Origin of the sequence: Polaromonas sp. JS666 (genome assembly GCF_900103405.1) — a bacterium.
Lineage (GTDB): Bacteria > Pseudomonadota > Gammaproteobacteria > Burkholderiales > Burkholderiaceae_C > Polaromonas.
In genome coordinates this window covers 326,171-342,631 of record NZ_FNHX01000003.1, presented here as the reverse complement: position 1 = coordinate 342,631, position 16,461 = coordinate 326,171, and the positions used below count along the sequence as shown (strand labels likewise).

The 16,461-nt window shown below is 65.8% G+C and carries 11 protein-coding genes; 2 read left to right on the top strand and 9 right to left on the bottom strand.

Annotation, left to right across the window (positions count from 1 at the left end; all coding sequences use genetic code 11):
- Nucleotides 1-57: 57 nt before the first annotated feature.
- Nucleotides 58-1,131, top strand: a complete 1,074-nt coding sequence (locus tag BLQ85_RS09815) for an ABC transporter ATP-binding protein (protein ID WP_074576322.1) — start codon at nucleotides 58-60, stop codon at nucleotides 1,129-1,131.
- Between the two features lie 14 nt (nucleotides 1,132-1,145).
- Here BLQ85_RS09815 and BLQ85_RS09810 read toward each other — a convergent pair whose 3' ends face one another.
- From BLQ85_RS09810 to BLQ85_RS09785, 6 genes are read right to left on the bottom strand one after another with little or no spacing between them, the layout of a single operon-like run.
- The gene (locus BLQ85_RS09810; protein ID WP_074576320.1) at nucleotides 1,146-1,886 is read right to left on the bottom strand and encodes a lysophospholipid acyltransferase family protein; all 741 of its coding nucleotides are present in this window, start codon (nucleotides 1,884-1,886) and stop codon (nucleotides 1,146-1,148) included.
- Nucleotides 1,887-1,901: 15 nt separating this feature from the next.
- Nucleotides 1,902-3,200 (bottom strand): dihydroorotase, encoded by a 1,299-nt coding sequence (locus BLQ85_RS09805; RefSeq protein ID WP_074576318.1) that lies wholly within the window; start codon nucleotides 3,198-3,200, stop codon nucleotides 1,902-1,904.
- 15 nt (nucleotides 3,201-3,215) lie between these two features.
- Nucleotides 3,216-4,178: an aspartate carbamoyltransferase catalytic subunit gene (locus BLQ85_RS09800; RefSeq protein WP_007865003.1), complete on the bottom strand. Its 963-nt coding sequence runs from the start codon at nucleotides 4,176-4,178 to the stop codon at nucleotides 3,216-3,218.
- A 60-nt stretch (nucleotides 4,179-4,238) separates the two neighbouring features.
- Complete coding sequence (gene pyrR / locus BLQ85_RS09795; protein ID WP_007865001.1) at nucleotides 4,239-4,751, bottom strand: bifunctional pyr operon transcriptional regulator/uracil phosphoribosyltransferase PyrR; 513 nt, start codon at nucleotides 4,749-4,751, stop codon at nucleotides 4,239-4,241.
- Complete coding sequence (gene ruvX, locus BLQ85_RS09790; protein ID WP_074576316.1) at nucleotides 4,748-5,170, bottom strand: Holliday junction resolvase RuvX; 423 nt, start codon at nucleotides 5,168-5,170, stop codon at nucleotides 4,748-4,750. The genes pyrR and ruvX overlap by 4 nt, the downstream gene beginning before the upstream one ends.
- The gene (locus BLQ85_RS09785) at nucleotides 5,167-5,754 is read right to left on the bottom strand and encodes a YqgE/AlgH family protein (RefSeq protein ID WP_007864998.1); all 588 of its coding nucleotides are present in this window, start codon (nucleotides 5,752-5,754) and stop codon (nucleotides 5,167-5,169) included. Before BLQ85_RS09785 ends, ruvX begins: the two co-directional genes overlap by 4 nt.
- Before the next feature lie 66 nt (nucleotides 5,755-5,820).
- Between BLQ85_RS09785 and BLQ85_RS09780 the strand changes: the two genes are divergently transcribed.
- A complete protein-coding gene (locus BLQ85_RS09780) occupies nucleotides 5,821-7,293 on the top strand; it encodes a cryptochrome/photolyase family protein (RefSeq protein WP_074576314.1) in 1,473 nt (490 codons plus the stop codon).
- Between the two features lie 34 nt (nucleotides 7,294-7,327).
- On the opposite strand, the gene BLQ85_RS09775 is transcribed toward BLQ85_RS09780, so the two are convergent.
- The 3 genes from BLQ85_RS09775 to BLQ85_RS09765 form a co-directional block, all read right to left on the bottom strand.
- Nucleotides 7,328-13,525, bottom strand: coding sequence for a hybrid sensor histidine kinase/response regulator (locus BLQ85_RS09775; RefSeq protein ID WP_074576312.1), 6,198 nt, complete (start codon nucleotides 13,523-13,525; stop codon nucleotides 7,328-7,330).
- Nucleotides 13,526-13,603: 78 nt separating this feature from the next.
- Complete coding sequence (locus BLQ85_RS09770) at nucleotides 13,604-15,895, bottom strand: methyl-accepting chemotaxis protein (protein ID WP_074576310.1); 2,292 nt, start codon at nucleotides 15,893-15,895, stop codon at nucleotides 13,604-13,606.
- A 30-nt stretch (nucleotides 15,896-15,925) separates the two neighbouring features.
- A complete protein-coding gene (locus tag BLQ85_RS09765) occupies nucleotides 15,926-16,456 on the bottom strand; it encodes a chemotaxis protein CheW (protein ID WP_007864988.1) in 531 nt (176 codons plus the stop codon).
- Nucleotides 16,457-16,461 lie beyond the last annotated feature (5 nt).

Genomic DNA, 16,461 nt, shown 5'->3' with positions numbered 1-16,461 from the left:
CCATGGTGTTGCAGCGGTCACTGCAAATGAGAATTGTAAGCATCTACAATTGCCAGCATGTTTCTGGATATCTCCCAGCTGGGCGTGCACTATGCCGGCCGTTCAAAACCCGCGGTCGACGGCGTGTCCTTCAGCCTCCAGGCGGGGGAGATCGGCGTGCTGATCGGCCCCTCGGGCTGCGGCAAAACCACCCTGCTGCGCGCCGTCGCGGGCCTGGAGCGCGCCAATGCCGGCAGCATCACGCTGGCCCGGCAGCTCGTCAGCAGCGCCGGCGTCCATGTGCCGGCCGAATCGCGCCGCATCGGCATGGTGTTCCAGGATTACGCCCTGTTTCCGCACCTCGACGCGGCCCACAACGTGGCTTTCGGCCTCACCCACCTGCCCGCCACCCAACGGCAGCAGCGCGCCGGTGAGGTGCTGGAGCTTGTGGGCCTGGGTAATGTGCACAAGCGATACCCGCATGAACTCTCGGGCGGCCAGCAGCAGCGTGTGGCGCTGGCGCGGGCCCTGGCGCCGCAGCCGCGTTTGCTGCTGCTGGACGAACCTTTTTCCAACCTGGACGTGGACCTGCGCGAGCGCCTGGCGCACGAGGTGCGCGGCATCCTCAAGGCCGCCGGGGCGACGGCGCTGTTTGTCACGCACGACCAGCTGGAGGCCTTCGCCATCGGCGACCGCATCGGCGTGATGCACCAGGGCAGCCTGCACCAGTGGGATGACGCTTATGCGCTGTACCATCGCCCCGCCACCCGCTTTGTGGCCGATTTCATAGGCCACGGGGTGTTCGCGCAAGCCCATATCGAGCAGCGCGGCGAGGACGTGGTGGTGCATACCGCGCTCGGTGACCTGACCGACATGCTGGAATGTCCCTTGCCGGGCGCCTATGCCGACGGCCTGTGCGACGTGCTGCTACGGGCCGACGACATCGTGCATGACGACAATGCGCCGGTCAAAGCGCAGATCCTGCGCAAGGCCTTTCGCGGCTCGGAGTTTTTGTACACCCTCCAGCTGCAGACGGGCGAGACGGTGATGGCGCACGTGCCGTCGCACCACAACCACGCGATCGGTGAATGGATAGGCATACGCGCCGAGGTCGACCACGTGGTGACTTTCCCGCGCGAAAACGGCTCCTAGGCCACACCTGTGCCTCAAGCCTGCTGGCGCAGGCTTTCGATATCTTCGCGCAGGCTCTGCGCCCAGGCGCGCCGGGTCTGCCCTTGCGGAGGCTGCGGTTCACCGAACACCACCACCGCCTTGATCGGCGGCGCCGTGAGCGTGCGCCAGATCGAGCCGGCCAGGGTTTCGTCGTCCACATAGCTGGGCGCAAAACTCACGGCGCCACTGGCCGCGTCGATGAATTTCAGCGCGAGCGGCTGCACCGGCACCGAGGCTTCAATGGCAGCCTGGATCAGGTTGGCATGAAAGTGCTTGAGCGTGATGCCGTCACCCGTCGTGCCTTCGGGAAACACCGCCAGGATGTCACCCGCCTGCAGGCGCTCGGCCATCTGCGTGACCACCCGGTGCGCGTCCCGGCGCGACTCACGCTCGATGTACAGGGAACCGGCGCCGTCGGACAGGGTGCGCACAAAGGGCCAGCCGCGCACGTCCGCCTTGGAGACAAACCGGCAGTGGCGCGAGGCATGCATCACCAGGATGTCCAGCCATGAAATATGGTTGGCCACCAGCAGCACCGGGCCGCCGGCGGGCGGCTTGCCCTTGACCACCAGTTCGATGCCGACGATGCGCAGCATGGCCCCGGCCCAAACCTGCACACGCGCTTCGCGGTCGGCCTGCTCCAGCTTGGGGAACACGGTCTTGATCGTCCAGAAGCCTTGCACCGCGTGCACAGTGGCGCGCAGCAGCGTCCAGCAGAAACGAAGCCATCTCATGGGCTTGCGCGTGCTTCAGTGCGCGGCTTCATAGGCGAGCTGCCCGCCCACCACCGTCCAGCGCACGCGCACCGGCATCTTGTGGCCACTGAAGGGCGTGTGCTTGCCCTGGCTGCGCAGCGCGGCCGGCTCGACGGTCCATTCGCCCTTCGGGTCGAACACGCAGATGTCGGCCACGCCGCCCTTGACGAGACGGCCCGAGCTGCCCTGCAGCGTGCCCAACGCGTCGCCAAGCACGCGCGCGGGCTCGCTGGTCAGCACCGCCAGCGCGCGGACCAGGCCGGCCTGGCTATCGGCGCCCCATTTGCAGGCCAGGCCCAGCAACAGCTCCAGCCCGGTGGCACCGGGCTCGGCCTCGGCAAAAGGCAGGGTCTTGGCGTCTTCGTCGACCGGCGTGTGGTCGGACACCAGTGCGTCTATGGTGCCGTCGGCCAGGCCCTGGCGTATCGCATCGCGGTCGCGCTGCTGGCGCAGCGGCGGGTCCAGCCGCATGCGGCTGTCGAAGTAGCCGATGTCCACGTCGGTCAGGTGCAAGCTGTTGATGCTGACGTCGCAGCTCACGGCCAGGCCTTCGGCCTTGGCCTTGGCGACCAGCGCCACGCCCGCGGCGCTGCTGATGCGGCACAGGTGCACGCGCGCGCCGGTGGCACGCATCAGCTCAAAAATCGTGTGCAGCGCGATCGTCTCGGCGGCGACGGACACGCCGCTCAGGCCCAGGCGCGTGGCCAGCGCGCCGCTGGCGGCCACGCCCTGCCCCAGGTAGAGTTCCTGCGGCCGCAGCCACACGGTGTAGCCGAAGGTGGCGGCGTACTGCAGCGCGCGCATCATGACCTGGGTGTTGGCCAGCGGCACCTCGGCCTGGCTGAAGCCCACGCAGCCGGCCTCGGTCAGCTCGACCATCTCGGTCAGCGTTTCGCCCTTGAGCGCGCGGGTCAGCGCACCCAGCGGAAACACGCGCGACTGGTGCAGCTTTTCGGCGCGGAACTTGAGCATCTCCACCAGGCCGGGCTCGTCGAGCACCGGGTCGGTGTCGGGCGGGCAGACCAGGCTGGTCACGCCGCCGGCCACGGCCGCGGCCAGTTCGCTTTCAAGCATGCCTTCATGCTCATGGCCGGGCTCGCGCAGCCGGGCCGAAAGATCAACCAAGCCGGGCGCCACGATGCAACCGGTGGCGTCTATGGTCTTGTTGGGCGCGAAATCGGCGGGCGTGCTTTTGAGCGAGACGATGCGGCCCGCGGCAATCGCCACGTCGCAGGTTTCGTCGAAATTCGAGCCGGGGTCGATGACGCGGCCGTTCTTGATGAGTATCTTCATTCTTTTTTTCTCCGCTCAGGCTTCGTTTCCGGCGACTATGCCCATGACCGCCATGCGGACCGCGATGCCGAAAGTCACTTGCGGCAGGATCACGCTCTGCGTGCCGTCGACCACCGCCGAGTCGATCTCCACGCCGCGGTTGATGGGCCCGGGGTGCATCACGATGGCATCGGGCTTGGCCAGTTGCAGCTTCTCGGGGGTCAGGCCGAAGCTCTTGAAAAACTCCTGGCTGCTGGGCAGCAGCGCGCCCGACATGCGTTCGTTCTGCAGGCGCAGCATGATGATCACGTCAGCGCCCTTGATGCCTTCTTCAAGCGTGTTGCAGACGCGCACACCCATTTGCGCCATGTCGGCCGGCACCAGGGTCTTGGGGCCGACCACGCGCACCTCGGGGCAGCCCAGCGTGGTCAACGCGTGGATGTCGGAGCGCGCCACGCGCGAGTGCAGCACGTCGCCGACGATGGCGACCGTGAGCTTGCTGAAGTCTTTTTTGTAATGACGAATGGTGTACATGTCCAGCAGGCCCTGCGTGGGATGCGCGTGGCGGCCGTCGCCGGCATTGATCACGTGCACATGCGGGGCCACGTGCTGGGCGATCAGGTAAGGCGCGCCCGATTCGCTGTGGCGCACCACGAAGAGGTCGGCCGCCATGGCGCTCAGGTTGGCGATGGTGTCCAGCAGCGACTCGCCCTTGGAGGCCGAGGAGCGCGCGATGTCCAGGTTGATGACGTCGGCCGACAGCCGCGTGGCAGCGATTTCGAAGGTGGTGCGGGTACGCGTGGAGTTTTCAAAGAACAGGTTGAAGACGCTCTTGCCGCGCAGCAGCGGAACCTTTTTGACCTCGCGGTTGTTGACGCTGACGAAGTTGGCGGCGGTGTCGAGGATTTGCGTCAGCGTGGCCTTGGGCAGGCCTTCGATGGACAGCAGGTGTATCAGCTCGCCGTTTTTATTGAGTTGCGGGTTTCGTCGGTACAGCACGGTGTGGACTCCTCTTGTTCTCTTATGGGTCTCGTATTTTTGGATGGCTTTTTAATGGGACTAGGCCTGGTGGTCCTGCACCTGGAAGCTGAACTTGCCGTCCTCGGCGCGCGCCAGTTCCAGCGACTGCGAGGCCGGCAGTGCCACCCGCGCCACCGCGAGGTCGGGCTGCACCGGCAGCTCGCGCCCGCCGCGGTCCACCAGCACCACCAGCTTGACGCTGGCGGGGCGGCCGTAGTCGAACAGTTCGTTGAGCACCGCCCTGATGGTTCGGCCCGTGTAGAGCACGTCGTCGACCACGATCAGGTGGGCGCCGTTGACGTCGAAGGGCAACAAGGTCTGCCCGCTGGAGGCCAGGCCGCGCTGCGAAAAATCGTCGCGGTGCATGGAGGACGACAGGATGCCGGCCTCGCCGGCCAGGCCCAGGTCTTTTTGCAGGCGCTGCGCCAGCCAGGCGCCGCCCGAGGCCACGCCGACCAGCATGGGCGGCTGGGGATAGGATGCCAGCTGCTGGCGCATGCCGCGCAGCAGGTCGCTGTACAGCGCCTCGGCGTCCAATGTCAGGCTGCTCATGGAAGACTCCTTAAAAATTGCTCGAGGATGATGCAGGCCGAGGCCGCGTCGGCGTCAAGCGCGCCGCCGGCCAGGGCCTCGGTGGTGCTGTAACGTTCATCGACCTCGAAGACCTGCAGGCCGAAGCGGCCGCGAAGCTGGCGGGCGAATTTCTGCGCCCGCACGGTATTTTCATGGCTGGCACCATCGGGATGAAAGGGAATGCCGACCACCAGTGCGTCGGGCTGCCATTCCTTGATGCGCGCCTCGACGGCCTTGAGGCGGGCATCGCCGCCCTCGGCCGCGATGGTGGCCTGCGGCGATGCGGTGCGCGTGAGCACATTGCCGGTCGCCACGCCGGTGCGCTTGAGACCGAAGTCGAAAGCCAGAAAGGTGTGAAGGCCAGTGGCCGGAAGGGAAGGCATGGCCGCCAGGCTCATGCGTGGCCGGCCTCGGGAGAGAGCATCCAGCTCTGCAGGCCCAGCAGCATCAGCGCCTTGTCGTAGCGCTGCTCAACCGGCGTGTCGAAGATCACGCCGACGTCGGCGGCGACGGTGAGCCAGCTGTTGTCAGAAATCTCGGATTCGAGCTGGCCTTCGCCCCAGGCCGAATAACCGAGCGAGACAAACACCCGGCGCGGGCCGGCACCCGTGGACAGTGCTTCCAGCACGTCCTTGGAAGTGGTCATTTCAAGGCCGCCGGGAATCGTCATGGTCGAGGCATAGACCGATTCATTGCCGGGCATCATGGATTCGTGGAGCACAAAACCGCGCTCGGTCTGGACCGGGCCGCCCTGGAATACCGGGGCCTGCGTGAGGTCGTCGCGACGCAGCGGCAACTCGACCTTGTCGAACAGATTTTTGAGGTTGATGTCGCTGGGCTTGTTGATGACCAGCCCCAGCGCGCCGCGGTCGCTGTGTTCGCACATGTAAACCACGCTCTTGGCAAACGCTTCGTCGTCCATCCCCGGCATGGCGATGAGGAAGTGGTGCGTGAGGTTGATCGATGCGGAATCCGTGGCCATTCACGGATTTTACGCGCATGGAAGGCCGCGGCGGCAGCCTGGGGGCGCTTTCGCTACCATCCCGGGATGCAAAAGAAATACCGCGCCGGCCTGATGTGGTTCAGGCGCGACCTGCGGGTCCAGGACAACGCCGCGCTGCACCACGCGCTGAAAGCTTGTAAGCAGGTGTTTTGCGTCTTCGTATTTGACCGGGACATCCTGGACGCCCTGCCCCGCGCCGACCGCCGCGTGGAGTTCATACACGGCTCCGTGCTGAGCCTGGACGGCCAGCTGCGGCGGCTGGGTACGGCACACGGCACCGCGCAAGCGGGCCTCATCGTGGTGCATGGGCATGCTGGCGAGGCCGTGCCGCGGCTGGCCGCCGAATGGGCGGTCGATGCAGTTTTTGCCAACCATGATGACGAACCTCAGGCCCTGGCGCGCGATACCGCGGTGCAGGCTGCGCTGGAAAGCCGGGGCGTGTCCTTTCACAGCTTCAAGGACCATGTCATCTTTGAGCGCCAAGAAGTGTTGACGCTGGCGGGCAAGCCCTACACCGTGTTCACGCCCTACAAAAATGCCTGGCTCAAGAAGGTGGACGATTTTTACCTCAAGGCCTATCCCATAGATCCTTACGCAGCGGCACTGGCCGCCATGCCTGGCGAAGGGCGCGCCGTCCCTTCCCTGGCCGAACTTGGATTTGAGAAGACCAACTTGGCGGCGCTCAGGATACCGACCGGCAGCGAGGGCGCAGACAGGCTGTTTGAGGATTTCCTGCCTCGCATGGACCAGTACAAAACGGCGCGCGACTTCCCGGCCGTCAAGGGGCCGAGCTACCTGGGCGTGCACCTGCGCTTCGGCACGCTGTCCATTCGGCAGATGGCCGCAGCGGCCCTGAGCCCCGAACACAGGGACGGCGAAGGCGCCGCGACCTGGCTCAGCGAATTGATCTGGCGGGATTTTTATGCGCAGATCCTCAGCAATTTCCCGCATGCGGTGCACGGCGCGTTCAAGCCCGAATACGACGCGATCACCTGGGAAAGCGGTGCCGGTGCCGACGCGCTGTTCCTGGCCTGGTGCGAGGGCCGTACCGGCTACCCGCTGGTCGACGCCGCGATGGCGCAACTCAACCAGACCGGCTATATGCACAACCGCCTGCGCATGGTGACGGCGAGTTTTCTGGTGAAAGACCTGGGCATCGACTGGCGCCGGGGCGAGCGCTATTTCGCCGAGAAGCTCAATGATTTCGACCTCTCGGCCAACAACGGCGGCTGGCAGTGGGCGGCCAGCACGGGCTGCGACGCGCAGCCCTATTTCCGTATCTTCAACCCGGTCAGCCAGAGCGAAAAATTCGATGCCGACGGCAGCTTCATCCGCCGCTATGTGCCGGCGCTGGCCAGGCTGCCCGCTGCGGCCATCCACAGCCCCTGGCTGGCCACGCCGCTGGAACTGGCGGCCGCTGGTGTGGTCATGGGCAAGGACTATCCGCGGCCCATCGTGCAGCACGACGAGGCCCGGGCGCTGACGCTGCAGCGCTATGCGGTGGTGAAAAAAGCCTGAAGCGGCCGCTCCCGCGCGGAGAGCGGCTGCAAGGTCAGGCGGAGATTGCCGTCTCGGCGGCGCAGTAGTGCCGCACCAGGCTCATCAGCTCTTCTTCCGAGAACGGCTTGCCCAGGTAGTGGTCGACGCCGAGTTCCTTGGCGTGTTCGCGATGCTTTTCAGCGATGCGCGACGTGATCATGATGATGGGCAGGTTGTTCAGGCGCACATCGCCGCGGATGTTGCGCGCCAGGTCGAAGCCGTCCATGCGCGGCATTTCGATGTCCGACAGCACCACCGCCGGCCGCTCTTCCTGCAGGCGTTCAAGCGCTTGCAGGCCGTCGGCCGCCAGGGTGACGCGGTAACCTTCACGCTGCAGCAGGCGCTGCGTGACGCGGCGAACCGTGATGGAGTCGTCGACCACCAGGATCAGCGGGATCTGAGGCGCGGCAGGGAGGGCCGGCGCTTTCACGACGCTGCCGGTAGCTGTGCCCGTGGCGGCGCTTGCCGCCATGGCGCCCGATCCTTCGAGCATGTGCGGCTCGGCGCGGTCGGTGCTCCAGGCGCGGGCCTGCTGGCCATACACCGAGGCCAGCGCCACCGGGTTGTAGATCAGCACCACCGCGCCGGAAGCCAGCACGGACATGCCGGCCAGGCCGGGCAGGCGCGACAGCTGCGGCCCGAGGTTCTTCACCACAACTTCCTGGTTGCCCAGAACTTCATCGACGTGCAGCGCAATGCGCTGCGCGGCGCTTCGGAACACCACGACAGGCGTGGTCTTGCCCTGGACTTCACCGCTGTGCTGCGAAGCCTGCAGCAGGGCGCCCGACCAGAAGAAAGGCATGGTTTCGCCGGCGATCTCCAACGTACCGGTGTTGTAGGCCTGCTGCAGCTCCTTGGCGGAGGCGCGGCGCACGGTTTCCACCACGTTGGCGGGCACGCCCACCGAGAGGTTGCCGGCGCGAATCATCACCACCTGCGTCACGGCCGTGGTCAGCGGCAACACCAGCTTGAAGTGGGTGCCTTTACCGGCCACCGTGGAGGTTTCAATCCGGCCGCCCAGCGAGTTGACCTCGGAGCGGACCACGTCCATGCCGATGCCTCGGCCGGCCAGTTCGGTCACCTGCGCCGCGGTGGAGAAACCGGGCATAAAAATCAGGTTGGCGGCGTCGCTGTCTTCAATGGCCTGGTCCGGCGCGATCATGCCGAGGCTGACGGCTTTTTCGCGGATGCGGTGCAGGTTCAGGCCGGCGCCATCATCGCTGAAATCGACCGACACGTCATTGCCTTCCTGGCGCAGGTGGACGGTGATCACGCCGACCGGGTCCTTGCCTGCGTTGGTGCGAACCTCGGTGCTTTCAATGCCGTGGGCCACGCAGTTGCGCAGCAGGTGTTCGAAGGCGGGGGTCATGCGGTCCAGCATGCCGCGGTCCATCTCGATGGTGCCGCCCAGCAGGTCCAGCTTCACCTGCTTGCCGGTTTCCTTGGAGGCCTGGCGCACCACGCGGTACAGGCGCTCGGAGATGCCTTCAAACTCCACCATGCGCGTGCGCAGCAGGTCGCGCTGCAGTTCGCGGGTCTGGCGGGCCTGGGCGATCAAGTCGTCCTCGGTGGCTTCCACCGTGCGCTGCAAGGTGCGCTGCACGGTCGCCACGTCGTTCACGGATTCGGCCATCATGCGGGTCAATTCCTGCACGCGCGTGAAACGGTCGAACTCGAGCGGGTCGAACCCGGCCTGAGCCTCTTTGGCCTGCGCCAGGCGCGACTGCATCTGGGTTTCGGCTTGCAGTTCGATGTCGCGCAGCTGCTGGCGCAAGCGGTTCAAGTTACCGCTCATGTCGTTAAGCGAACCGCGCAGCTGGCTGAGCTCGGCCTCCAGGCGCGAGCGCGTGATCATGACCTCACCAGCCTGGTTGACCATGCGGTCCAGCAGCTGGGAACGCACGCGTATCGAGGCGTTGGCCGCTTGCCGCAAGGGCTGCATGGCCATGGCCTGCGGCGCCGGCACGGAGAGCTTGCGGGAACCGCCCGCGGCAGGAGCGGGGCTTTCCGCGGCGGCCTCGGGAGCGTCGGGCTTTGCGGCGGCTTGCACCGGCGCGGAAACGGGCTCAGGCTGCGCAGCGACAAGGGGAGCCAACTGCACAGGCGCGGCGGCCGCCGCCGCATCGGCGTTGCGCAGCGCTTCGAACGCGGCTTCCATCGCGTCAAAACGGTTGATCAGAGCGTCGAACTCCGCCGAGGCCGCGGCGTCGGAGCCGAGGAACTCGATTTCGGATTCAATCCGGTGCGCCATTTCACCAAGGCGCAGGGCGCCGGCGAGCCGGGCGCTGCCCTTGAGCGTGTGGAGCGCGCGCAGCACTTCCATGCGCGCACCCTGGTTATCGGGCCGGGCGGACCACTGCCGCAGGGCGCCGCCCAGCTGGGGCATGAGTTCGGCGCCTTCTTCCTCAAAAATCGGGAACAGGTCGGGGTCGATGGCATCGACGGCGTCGATTTCCTCGTCCTCTTCGTCCTCGAAGTTCTGGGCCGCGGGCGCCGGCGTGACCAAGCGCACCGGCGGCGCAACGGCCACAGGGGGAGCGGCAAACGCGAGGGGCGGCGGCACGGGTGCGGCCTGCACGGGCGCTGGCGCCGGTGCGGGCGCAGGCGCCGGCACCTCGATAAGCGGAGCTTCTTCGACGGCCTGCATCACCACCGGTTCGGGCTCGGGTTCCGGCATGGGCTCGGGCTCCACGGCCAGCTCCTGGGGCAGGACGGACTCGGACTCAAAATCGTACTCAGAAAAATCGGTGCCTGGCGGCAGGACCGAGTCGGAGAAATCAAGCTGCTTGAGGCGATCAAGAACGCCGGCATCCGGCTCCTTGAGGAAGCCGGCGGCAAACTGGTGCAACAGCCGGCGAATATCTTCCGCCGCATCCACAAACACCTGGCCGTACTTGGCGGCGCCATTGCGGTGATGCGCGCGGGATTGCTGCAAGGCCTGTTCCAGCGCGCGGGCCATCTCGGAAAGGGCGTCGAACCCGACCGTGGCGGAACTGCCGGCCAGGGAGTGCGCCAGGGCCACGGTGGAATCGCTGACCGGCTGGTTACGCTCCAGCGACCATTCGGCCACTTCCGTGACCAACCGGCGCGACCATTCGTCGGCCTCGTTGAGGTAAACGTTGTAGAGCGGGATGCTGATGCGCAAAGCGCCTATGACCTTGACCTGTTCATCGCCGCCCTCGGCCGACATCGCGCTGTCGGTGGCCTCGACGCGGTCCAGGGCATCAAGCGCCTCGACCTGCGGCAGGCTGGGAGCAGGTTCGCTCACGGCGGCTTGCGGCGGCGTGGCCGAGAAGTCGAAATTCAGATCGTCGGCCAAGTCGGCTTTGGCGGGCTCGGCCGCTTCGGCATGGAAATGCTTGTCGAAGTCGGCGTCGGACAGCTCTATGGCTTCCGCACTGTCCAGCTCGACCACCGGTGCAGTCTCGGCCGCCGGAACAGCGGCATCGCCGGAAATCGCCGACAGGCTGTCAAAATCGATGCCCGCAATCTCGGCCGCGGGTTCGCTCACCGGCTCGGCGGGCTTGGCCGGCGCGGCAGCGTCGCCAAATACCAGGTCAAAGTCCAGGTCGTTGAGGGCTGCCGGCGCCTCGGCGGGTGCCACGCTTGCGGCTTCGGGCGCACCGGCGTCCAGTTCCAAATCAGGCAGGGAGAAGGCCTCGGCGGCGGGCGCTGCTGGCTCGGCGACGGCGGCCGGTGGGGCGGCGTCGGGAACGGCCGCAGCCGCCTTGGCGCCCAGCACCAGCGGCACGTAGCGGCCTTCGGTGCGCATGGCATCGGCGCTGGCGCGGAAGACCGATGCGGACCAGGCGCCGTCCTTGTTGGCGGCGATGTCGGCGATCCAGTCGGCGAAGCCGCTCATGGCCTCGCTGGACAGGGCCCTGAACTCGTCGGTGGTGGCCTTCTGGTCAGCCAGCCAGGTATTGAGCATCTGCTCCAGCGACCAGGCGGCTTCACCGAACTCGTTGAGCCCCACCATGCGCGAGCTGCCCTTGAGGGTGTGGAAAGCGCGCCGCAGCACGGTGAGCTGCGAAACGTCGGCCGGATCGGTGGCCAGCGCGGCCAGGGCTTCTCGGCCATTGCCTATCACTTCGCGCGCTTCCTCCAGGAAGATGTCGCGCAGGTCGTCTTCTTCAAAGTCGTCGGATTCGGCCGCCGGTTCAGGCGCGGCCGGTGCCGGCGTCACGGTGAACGCCAGCGTCGTGAGCGCGGTGGCGGCGGCGTCGGCATCGCTGGCCGATACGGCCACAGCAGCCTCGCGGGCGGTTTGCGCCAGGGCGGGCTGTTCGGCCAGCGCCGCGTGGGTCGCCAGCGTGTCGAGCTTGATGGTGAGGCTGGCCTCGGCTTCGCCCTGGCCGGCATCCTGCACCACGGCGATGACTTCCTGGGACAGCATGTCGCTGCTGACGCTGACGGCCGAAGCGGCGCTCGCCGCATTCTGCACACGTCCCATGAGCGGCCTGAGCTCGCCCTTCTGGTCGTCATAGACAAACAGCTTCTTCGCCAGCGCGGGCTGGTAGTTCAGCATGTCGATCAGAAAGCTCAGGGCGCCCAGGTTGTTGCCCAGGTGCTCAAACGTGCCAGCGGCACGCGCCTGCTGCTCGTCGATTTCGGTGACCAACATCTGCTCGACGCTGTCGCGCATGCGCAGCACCGCGTGCGAGGCCTGGTCCAGGCCCAGCACGGACAACACGCCGCGCATCTGCGACAGCTGCCCGGGAACCGCCTGAAGCGTCACCTTGTCCTGCGGATTGCGGAAGAACACGTCCAGCGATTTTTCGAGCTCGCCCAGGGAGACACGCAATTCGCCGACCACGCTGCCCATGGTCTGCTTGTCGCTGACACGGCGGTATAGCTCTTCCATCCAGCCTTCCAGCGGCTGGGGTTGCCCGCCGGCCCGCACGCCTTCCAGGCGCTCCGCGAGGTTGGCCGTGCGCACCGCCAGTTGCGGGTCGTTGGGATCCAGGTCGTCGAACGCGGCTTCCAGGTATAGCACCGAGGTGGCCACTTCCATGGCCAGTTCGATGCCGGGGGCCTGGCCCGAGCGCACCACTGTCTCGACTGCCTTGCTCAGGGCCTGCGCCAGCGGCTCGCTGGGCGGATGGAGCTTGAGCAGGGAATCGGTCACCAGGCTGAACTGGTCGCTGACCGACTTGAATTTGTTGGCGTCGCCGGCGGACAGCGCCGACCAGGTTTCTTTGGCCGAGGTGATGCGCTTGCGCGCCTGGGCCAGCAGGGCCGGATCGAACCGCCCGAACTGGACGAGTTCGTAGTCGACAGGCTTGAAGCGGTTCAGGCCGTAGGCGGAGCGCACGGCCGACAGCACCGGTGTGTCGCTGGCGCGCGCGGAGACCGCCTGAGAGCAGAAAAACAGCAGGTCTTGCGCCAGGCGATCGGAAACGGAGCTGTCGCCTTTGGCCAGCGAGGCGTACTGCATCAGGACGCGGGAAGCTGCGCGTTTGACGTACAGGTCCGAGCCGAGCAAGTCGTTGGCGACCGCTTCAAAGTAAGCCGCGGCAATCTTCCAGAAGATGCGGGGCTGGCGGTCGGCCTGCCGAGCGGCGAATCCGAGGCTGAGTTCTCTGAGGCTTTTGGCGGCTTGCGGCGCCTTGCCCTTCATGATCTGCAGCACCGACTGGTCCAGCACGGCGCGCGCGCTGTCGTCGTAGTTGCGCGGCTCGCTGGCGGCCGCCAGTTCGGGCTCCAGCCAGCGCCACTCGAAAGGCCAGAGGTCCGCGGGATGGATGCGGTCGGCGCGCAGCAATTCCTGCACGTCGCGGTATTGGGGGAACAGGGACACGGCCGAGATCGGCTTGTCGGCCAGCACACCTTCGAGGTATTCGGTCAGGGCAAAGCTGGCCCGTTCGATCTTGCCGGCGGCTTCCTGGTTGCATTGCTCGGGCTGTTGCACGAACTTCTGCACCGCCGCTTCCATCGCGCGCAGCACCAGCGCGGGGCCGGCCAGGCCCACCATCTCGAGCGCGCCCACCGCCTGGTGCAGTTGCTGGCGGGCAATCCGCAGCTGGCTGGCATCCACCGCCGCGAGGTCGGAGCCGCGAGCAGCTTCGGCATCCCGCACGAAACGCTTGAGCGCCTTGGCAGCGCCATCGAGCGACTTGCGAAGCTCGTCAAGCACCCATGCGAGAGGGCCTAGATCGTTGACGGCAAGATCGAGCTCGGTAGCGGTTGAGTTCGGGACGTTGGATTGCATAAATAGCGGGCCGGTTCTGGAATCGGTGTCAGAGGCTAAGGCGGCGGTCAGCGCACGACGGGCAAACAGGCATCAGCATCAGGCGATCTTGAATCGGGACACCGATTGGCGCAGCTCTTCAGCCATGCGGGAAAGATCGCGCACCTGCTGCGCCGTGGAACGGGTACCTTCTCCGGTTTGCTCCGTCACCGCGAAAATGTGCTGGATATTGCCGGCCACCACGTTGGCCGAAGCGGCTTCGCGGGAGGCGGAGTTGGAAATCTGCTCAATCAGGTCAGCGAGGCGGCGTGACACCTGGTCAATCTCGGTCAGCGCGGTACCCGCGTTATCGGACAGTTTGGCCCCTTCCACCACACCCTGCGTGGAGCGTTCCATAGCGGCCACGGCATCCTGGGTGTCGGTCTGAATGGCTTTCACCAGGGCCGAAATCTGGCGCGTGGCGTCCGCGGAGCGTTCAGCCAGTCGCTGCACTTCTTCCGCAACCACCGAGAAGCCTCGTCCGGCTTCACCGGCTGACGCCGCCTGGATGGCCGCGTTCAGCGCCAGCACGTTGGTCTGTTCGGTAATGTCCGAGATCAGCTCGGTAATTTCACCAATCTCCTGGGACGATTCACCCAGTCGTTTGATCCGCTTGGAGGTTTCCTGGATCTGGTCGCGGATGGAGTTCATACCGCCGATGGCGTTCTGCACGGCCTGCAGGCCGGATTCTGCAGCGGTCAGCGATTGGCGCGCCACCTGGGAAGATTCCTGCGCCTGCGTGGACACTTCATTGATTCGGGATGCCATGTCGAGCACCGACTGGCCGGTTTCGCGAATCTCGCGCAGCTGTTCGGTGGAGGCCGCCAGCAGTTCGGTGGAAGTACTTTCCACCTGGGCCGTCGTTTGCGCCACGCGTGTTGCCGTGTTCTGCACGTTACCCACCAGCTGCCGCAACTCTTCCACCGTGTAGTTCACCGAGTCGGCGATAGCGCCGGTGATGTCCTCGGTCACGGTGGCTTCCTGCGTCAAATCGCCTTCAGCCACTGTCTGCAACTCATTCATCAAACGCAAAATGGCGGCCTGGTTGGCGTCGTTGACGCGCTTGGCATCCTGTTCCTGCCCTTTTGCTTCCTGCCGCTGGGTTTCAGCAACGGCCTGGCGCTGCTTGCTGTCCTCCACCTGCAGTTTGGCCAGCCCCGCAGCGCACAGCAGTGCGAAGACGGCGGCGACCACCAGGGTCGTCAGGGCGGTGGCGCCCAGGCCGGTCTGCGAGGACAGCTTGCTCTGCAGGTCTTCCAGGCCCCGGCGCAGCGGCTCGCTGTCGGCAATGATGGAGGACTGTGCTTCACGGGCGGACACCAGGCCCTGCAAGTTACCCAGAATGGCGCCGGCCTGCACACGCGTTTGCTCGTAGAGCGCCATCAGGGCCTCGAGGCGTTCGCGGGTTTGCGGGTCCTTGGAGCCGGCCAGGCGCAGTTCGGGGCTGCCTTCCTGCAGGCCCTGGGCGATTTCCTTGAAGGAGTTCAAGTCCTTACCCAGCAGGAACACGGCTTCGGGGCTCACACCCTCCATGGTCAGGAATTCGTTGGCGGACTTACCGATACGCTGGGTCAACATCACCAGCTGGCCGGAGGCGGAAATTTCGGCAGGCGCCGCATTCTGCTGGAGCTTGAGCGAGGACACGGTTTCGGCGATTTCCAGCAGGTCCGAAGACTGGCGGTTGATGGTACGCAGAGCGTTACCCACCTGCGTCAGAATGTTTTGCTGTCCCATCACGGTCTTGGCGTTCTTTTCGGCGCGTTCCATGAAAGGGGTGACCTTTTCCACGTCGGGCTGCAGGTCTTCGCTCACCGGCGCCAGGCGCAGGCTGTCTTCACCGGCCTTCAGGCCGCGCACGGTTTTAGCCAGCACGTCGGAGCTTTCGCGCACGTCGGGGAAGGCCTGGGCGCTACCCACCAGCGCCTGTGACACCGATTTCGCCAGACGCTGCGACTGCATCAGGGACTGGCCGGTTGCCGCCACCTGCTGAGCCACTTTGTCCGCCTGGTTCAGCGCCAGGAAGGTCACCGTACCCAGCACCGCCACCGACACCGCCAGGAAAAACACCAGAATCCGCTGGTGCTGGCCCATGGTCTTGCGACCCAGCAGGGGCAGGCTCAGGAGCTCGGGATTGGCGACGGATGCCGATTCCTCGGCGCTCGCGATGCGGCTGGAGCCAAACGCATCATCATTGCCGTCCGCCTGCCGCACCGCGGCGGTCTGCAGGGAGGCTTCATCCATGGCGCCGGTCGCCAGGGGGTCCGGCGTGCCGACGGAAGCCATGTCCATGCTGTCCTCGGGCTGGACGGACTTTGTTTTAAACAGCTTCTGGATATTTTCAATAACAGACATGGTGAGCCTTCCGGGGAGAAACAGTGTGCGCTATGCGCCTATCGTCAAAAAATGCGCTTGCTGTGCAAGCAACTGAAGGTTGATTTCCTGCCAGGTCGCGCCGTTAAGGTCGACATACTGGTTGCCAAAGAAATCGGGCGCGTCGGGCGCTTTTTCGGAGAAATCGCTGAACGCGTCCTGGTTGCGCAGCCCGGAGAGCTTGTCGATCAGCAGCGCGCAGTTGACTTCCAGCGCGCTGTTGAGCGCCACAAGGCGGGAGTCGGTGCGCGCGAGTTCATTTTTGGGGGGAGGTGCCTGGCCGCTCACGTAGCTGGCGAGGTCCACCACGCCGAACAGGCCCCCCCGCAGGTTGGCAACACCGGCGAACCAGTTTTGCGTGTACGGAACAGGCTGCGTGTTGACCCAGGGGAAAATTTCACCGGACTGGCTCAGGGGAAACAGGTACTTTTTCCCGCCCGCTTCCACGGCCAGCCAGGACGCGGCAACGCCTTGCGTACGCGCAATCTGCAACCTGTCGGCCAGCCGGGTTTGTAGTTCTCTAAGGGCTTGTCTGTTCGCCATGCTTT

What these genes read in the sequence shown, in the direction of transcription:
- BLQ85_RS09770 (WP_074576310.1), bottom strand. Translation starts at nt 15,895, where the DNA reads ATGTCTGTTATTGAAAATATCCAGAAGCTGTTTAAAACAAAGTCCGTC.
- ruvX (WP_074576316.1), bottom strand. Translation starts at nt 5,170, where the DNA reads ATGAGCCTGGCGGCCATGCCTTCCCTTCCGGCCACTGGCCTTCACACC.
- BLQ85_RS09815 (WP_074576322.1), top strand. Translation starts at nt 58, where the DNA reads ATGTTTCTGGATATCTCCCAGCTGGGCGTGCACTATGCCGGCCGTTCA.
- BLQ85_RS09765 (WP_007864988.1), bottom strand. Translation starts at nt 16,456, where the DNA reads ATGGCGAACAGACAAGCCCTTAGAGAACTACAAACCCGGCTGGCCGAC.
- BLQ85_RS09775 (WP_074576312.1), bottom strand. Translation starts at nt 13,525, where the DNA reads ATGCAATCCAACGTCCCGAACTCAACCGCTACCGAGCTCGATCTTGCC.
- pyrR (WP_007865001.1), bottom strand. Translation starts at nt 4,751, where the DNA reads ATGAGCAGCCTGACATTGGACGCCGAGGCGCTGTACAGCGACCTGCTG.
- BLQ85_RS09810 (WP_074576320.1), bottom strand. Translation starts at nt 1,886, where the DNA reads ATGAGATGGCTTCGTTTCTGCTGGACGCTGCTGCGCGCCACTGTGCAC.
- BLQ85_RS09780 (WP_074576314.1), top strand. Translation starts at nt 5,821, where the DNA reads ATGCAAAAGAAATACCGCGCCGGCCTGATGTGGTTCAGGCGCGACCTG.
- BLQ85_RS09785 (WP_007864998.1), bottom strand. Translation starts at nt 5,754, where the DNA reads ATGGCCACGGATTCCGCATCGATCAACCTCACGCACCACTTCCTCATC.
- BLQ85_RS09805 (WP_074576318.1), bottom strand. Translation starts at nt 3,200, where the DNA reads ATGAAGATACTCATCAAGAACGGCCGCGTCATCGACCCCGGCTCGAAT.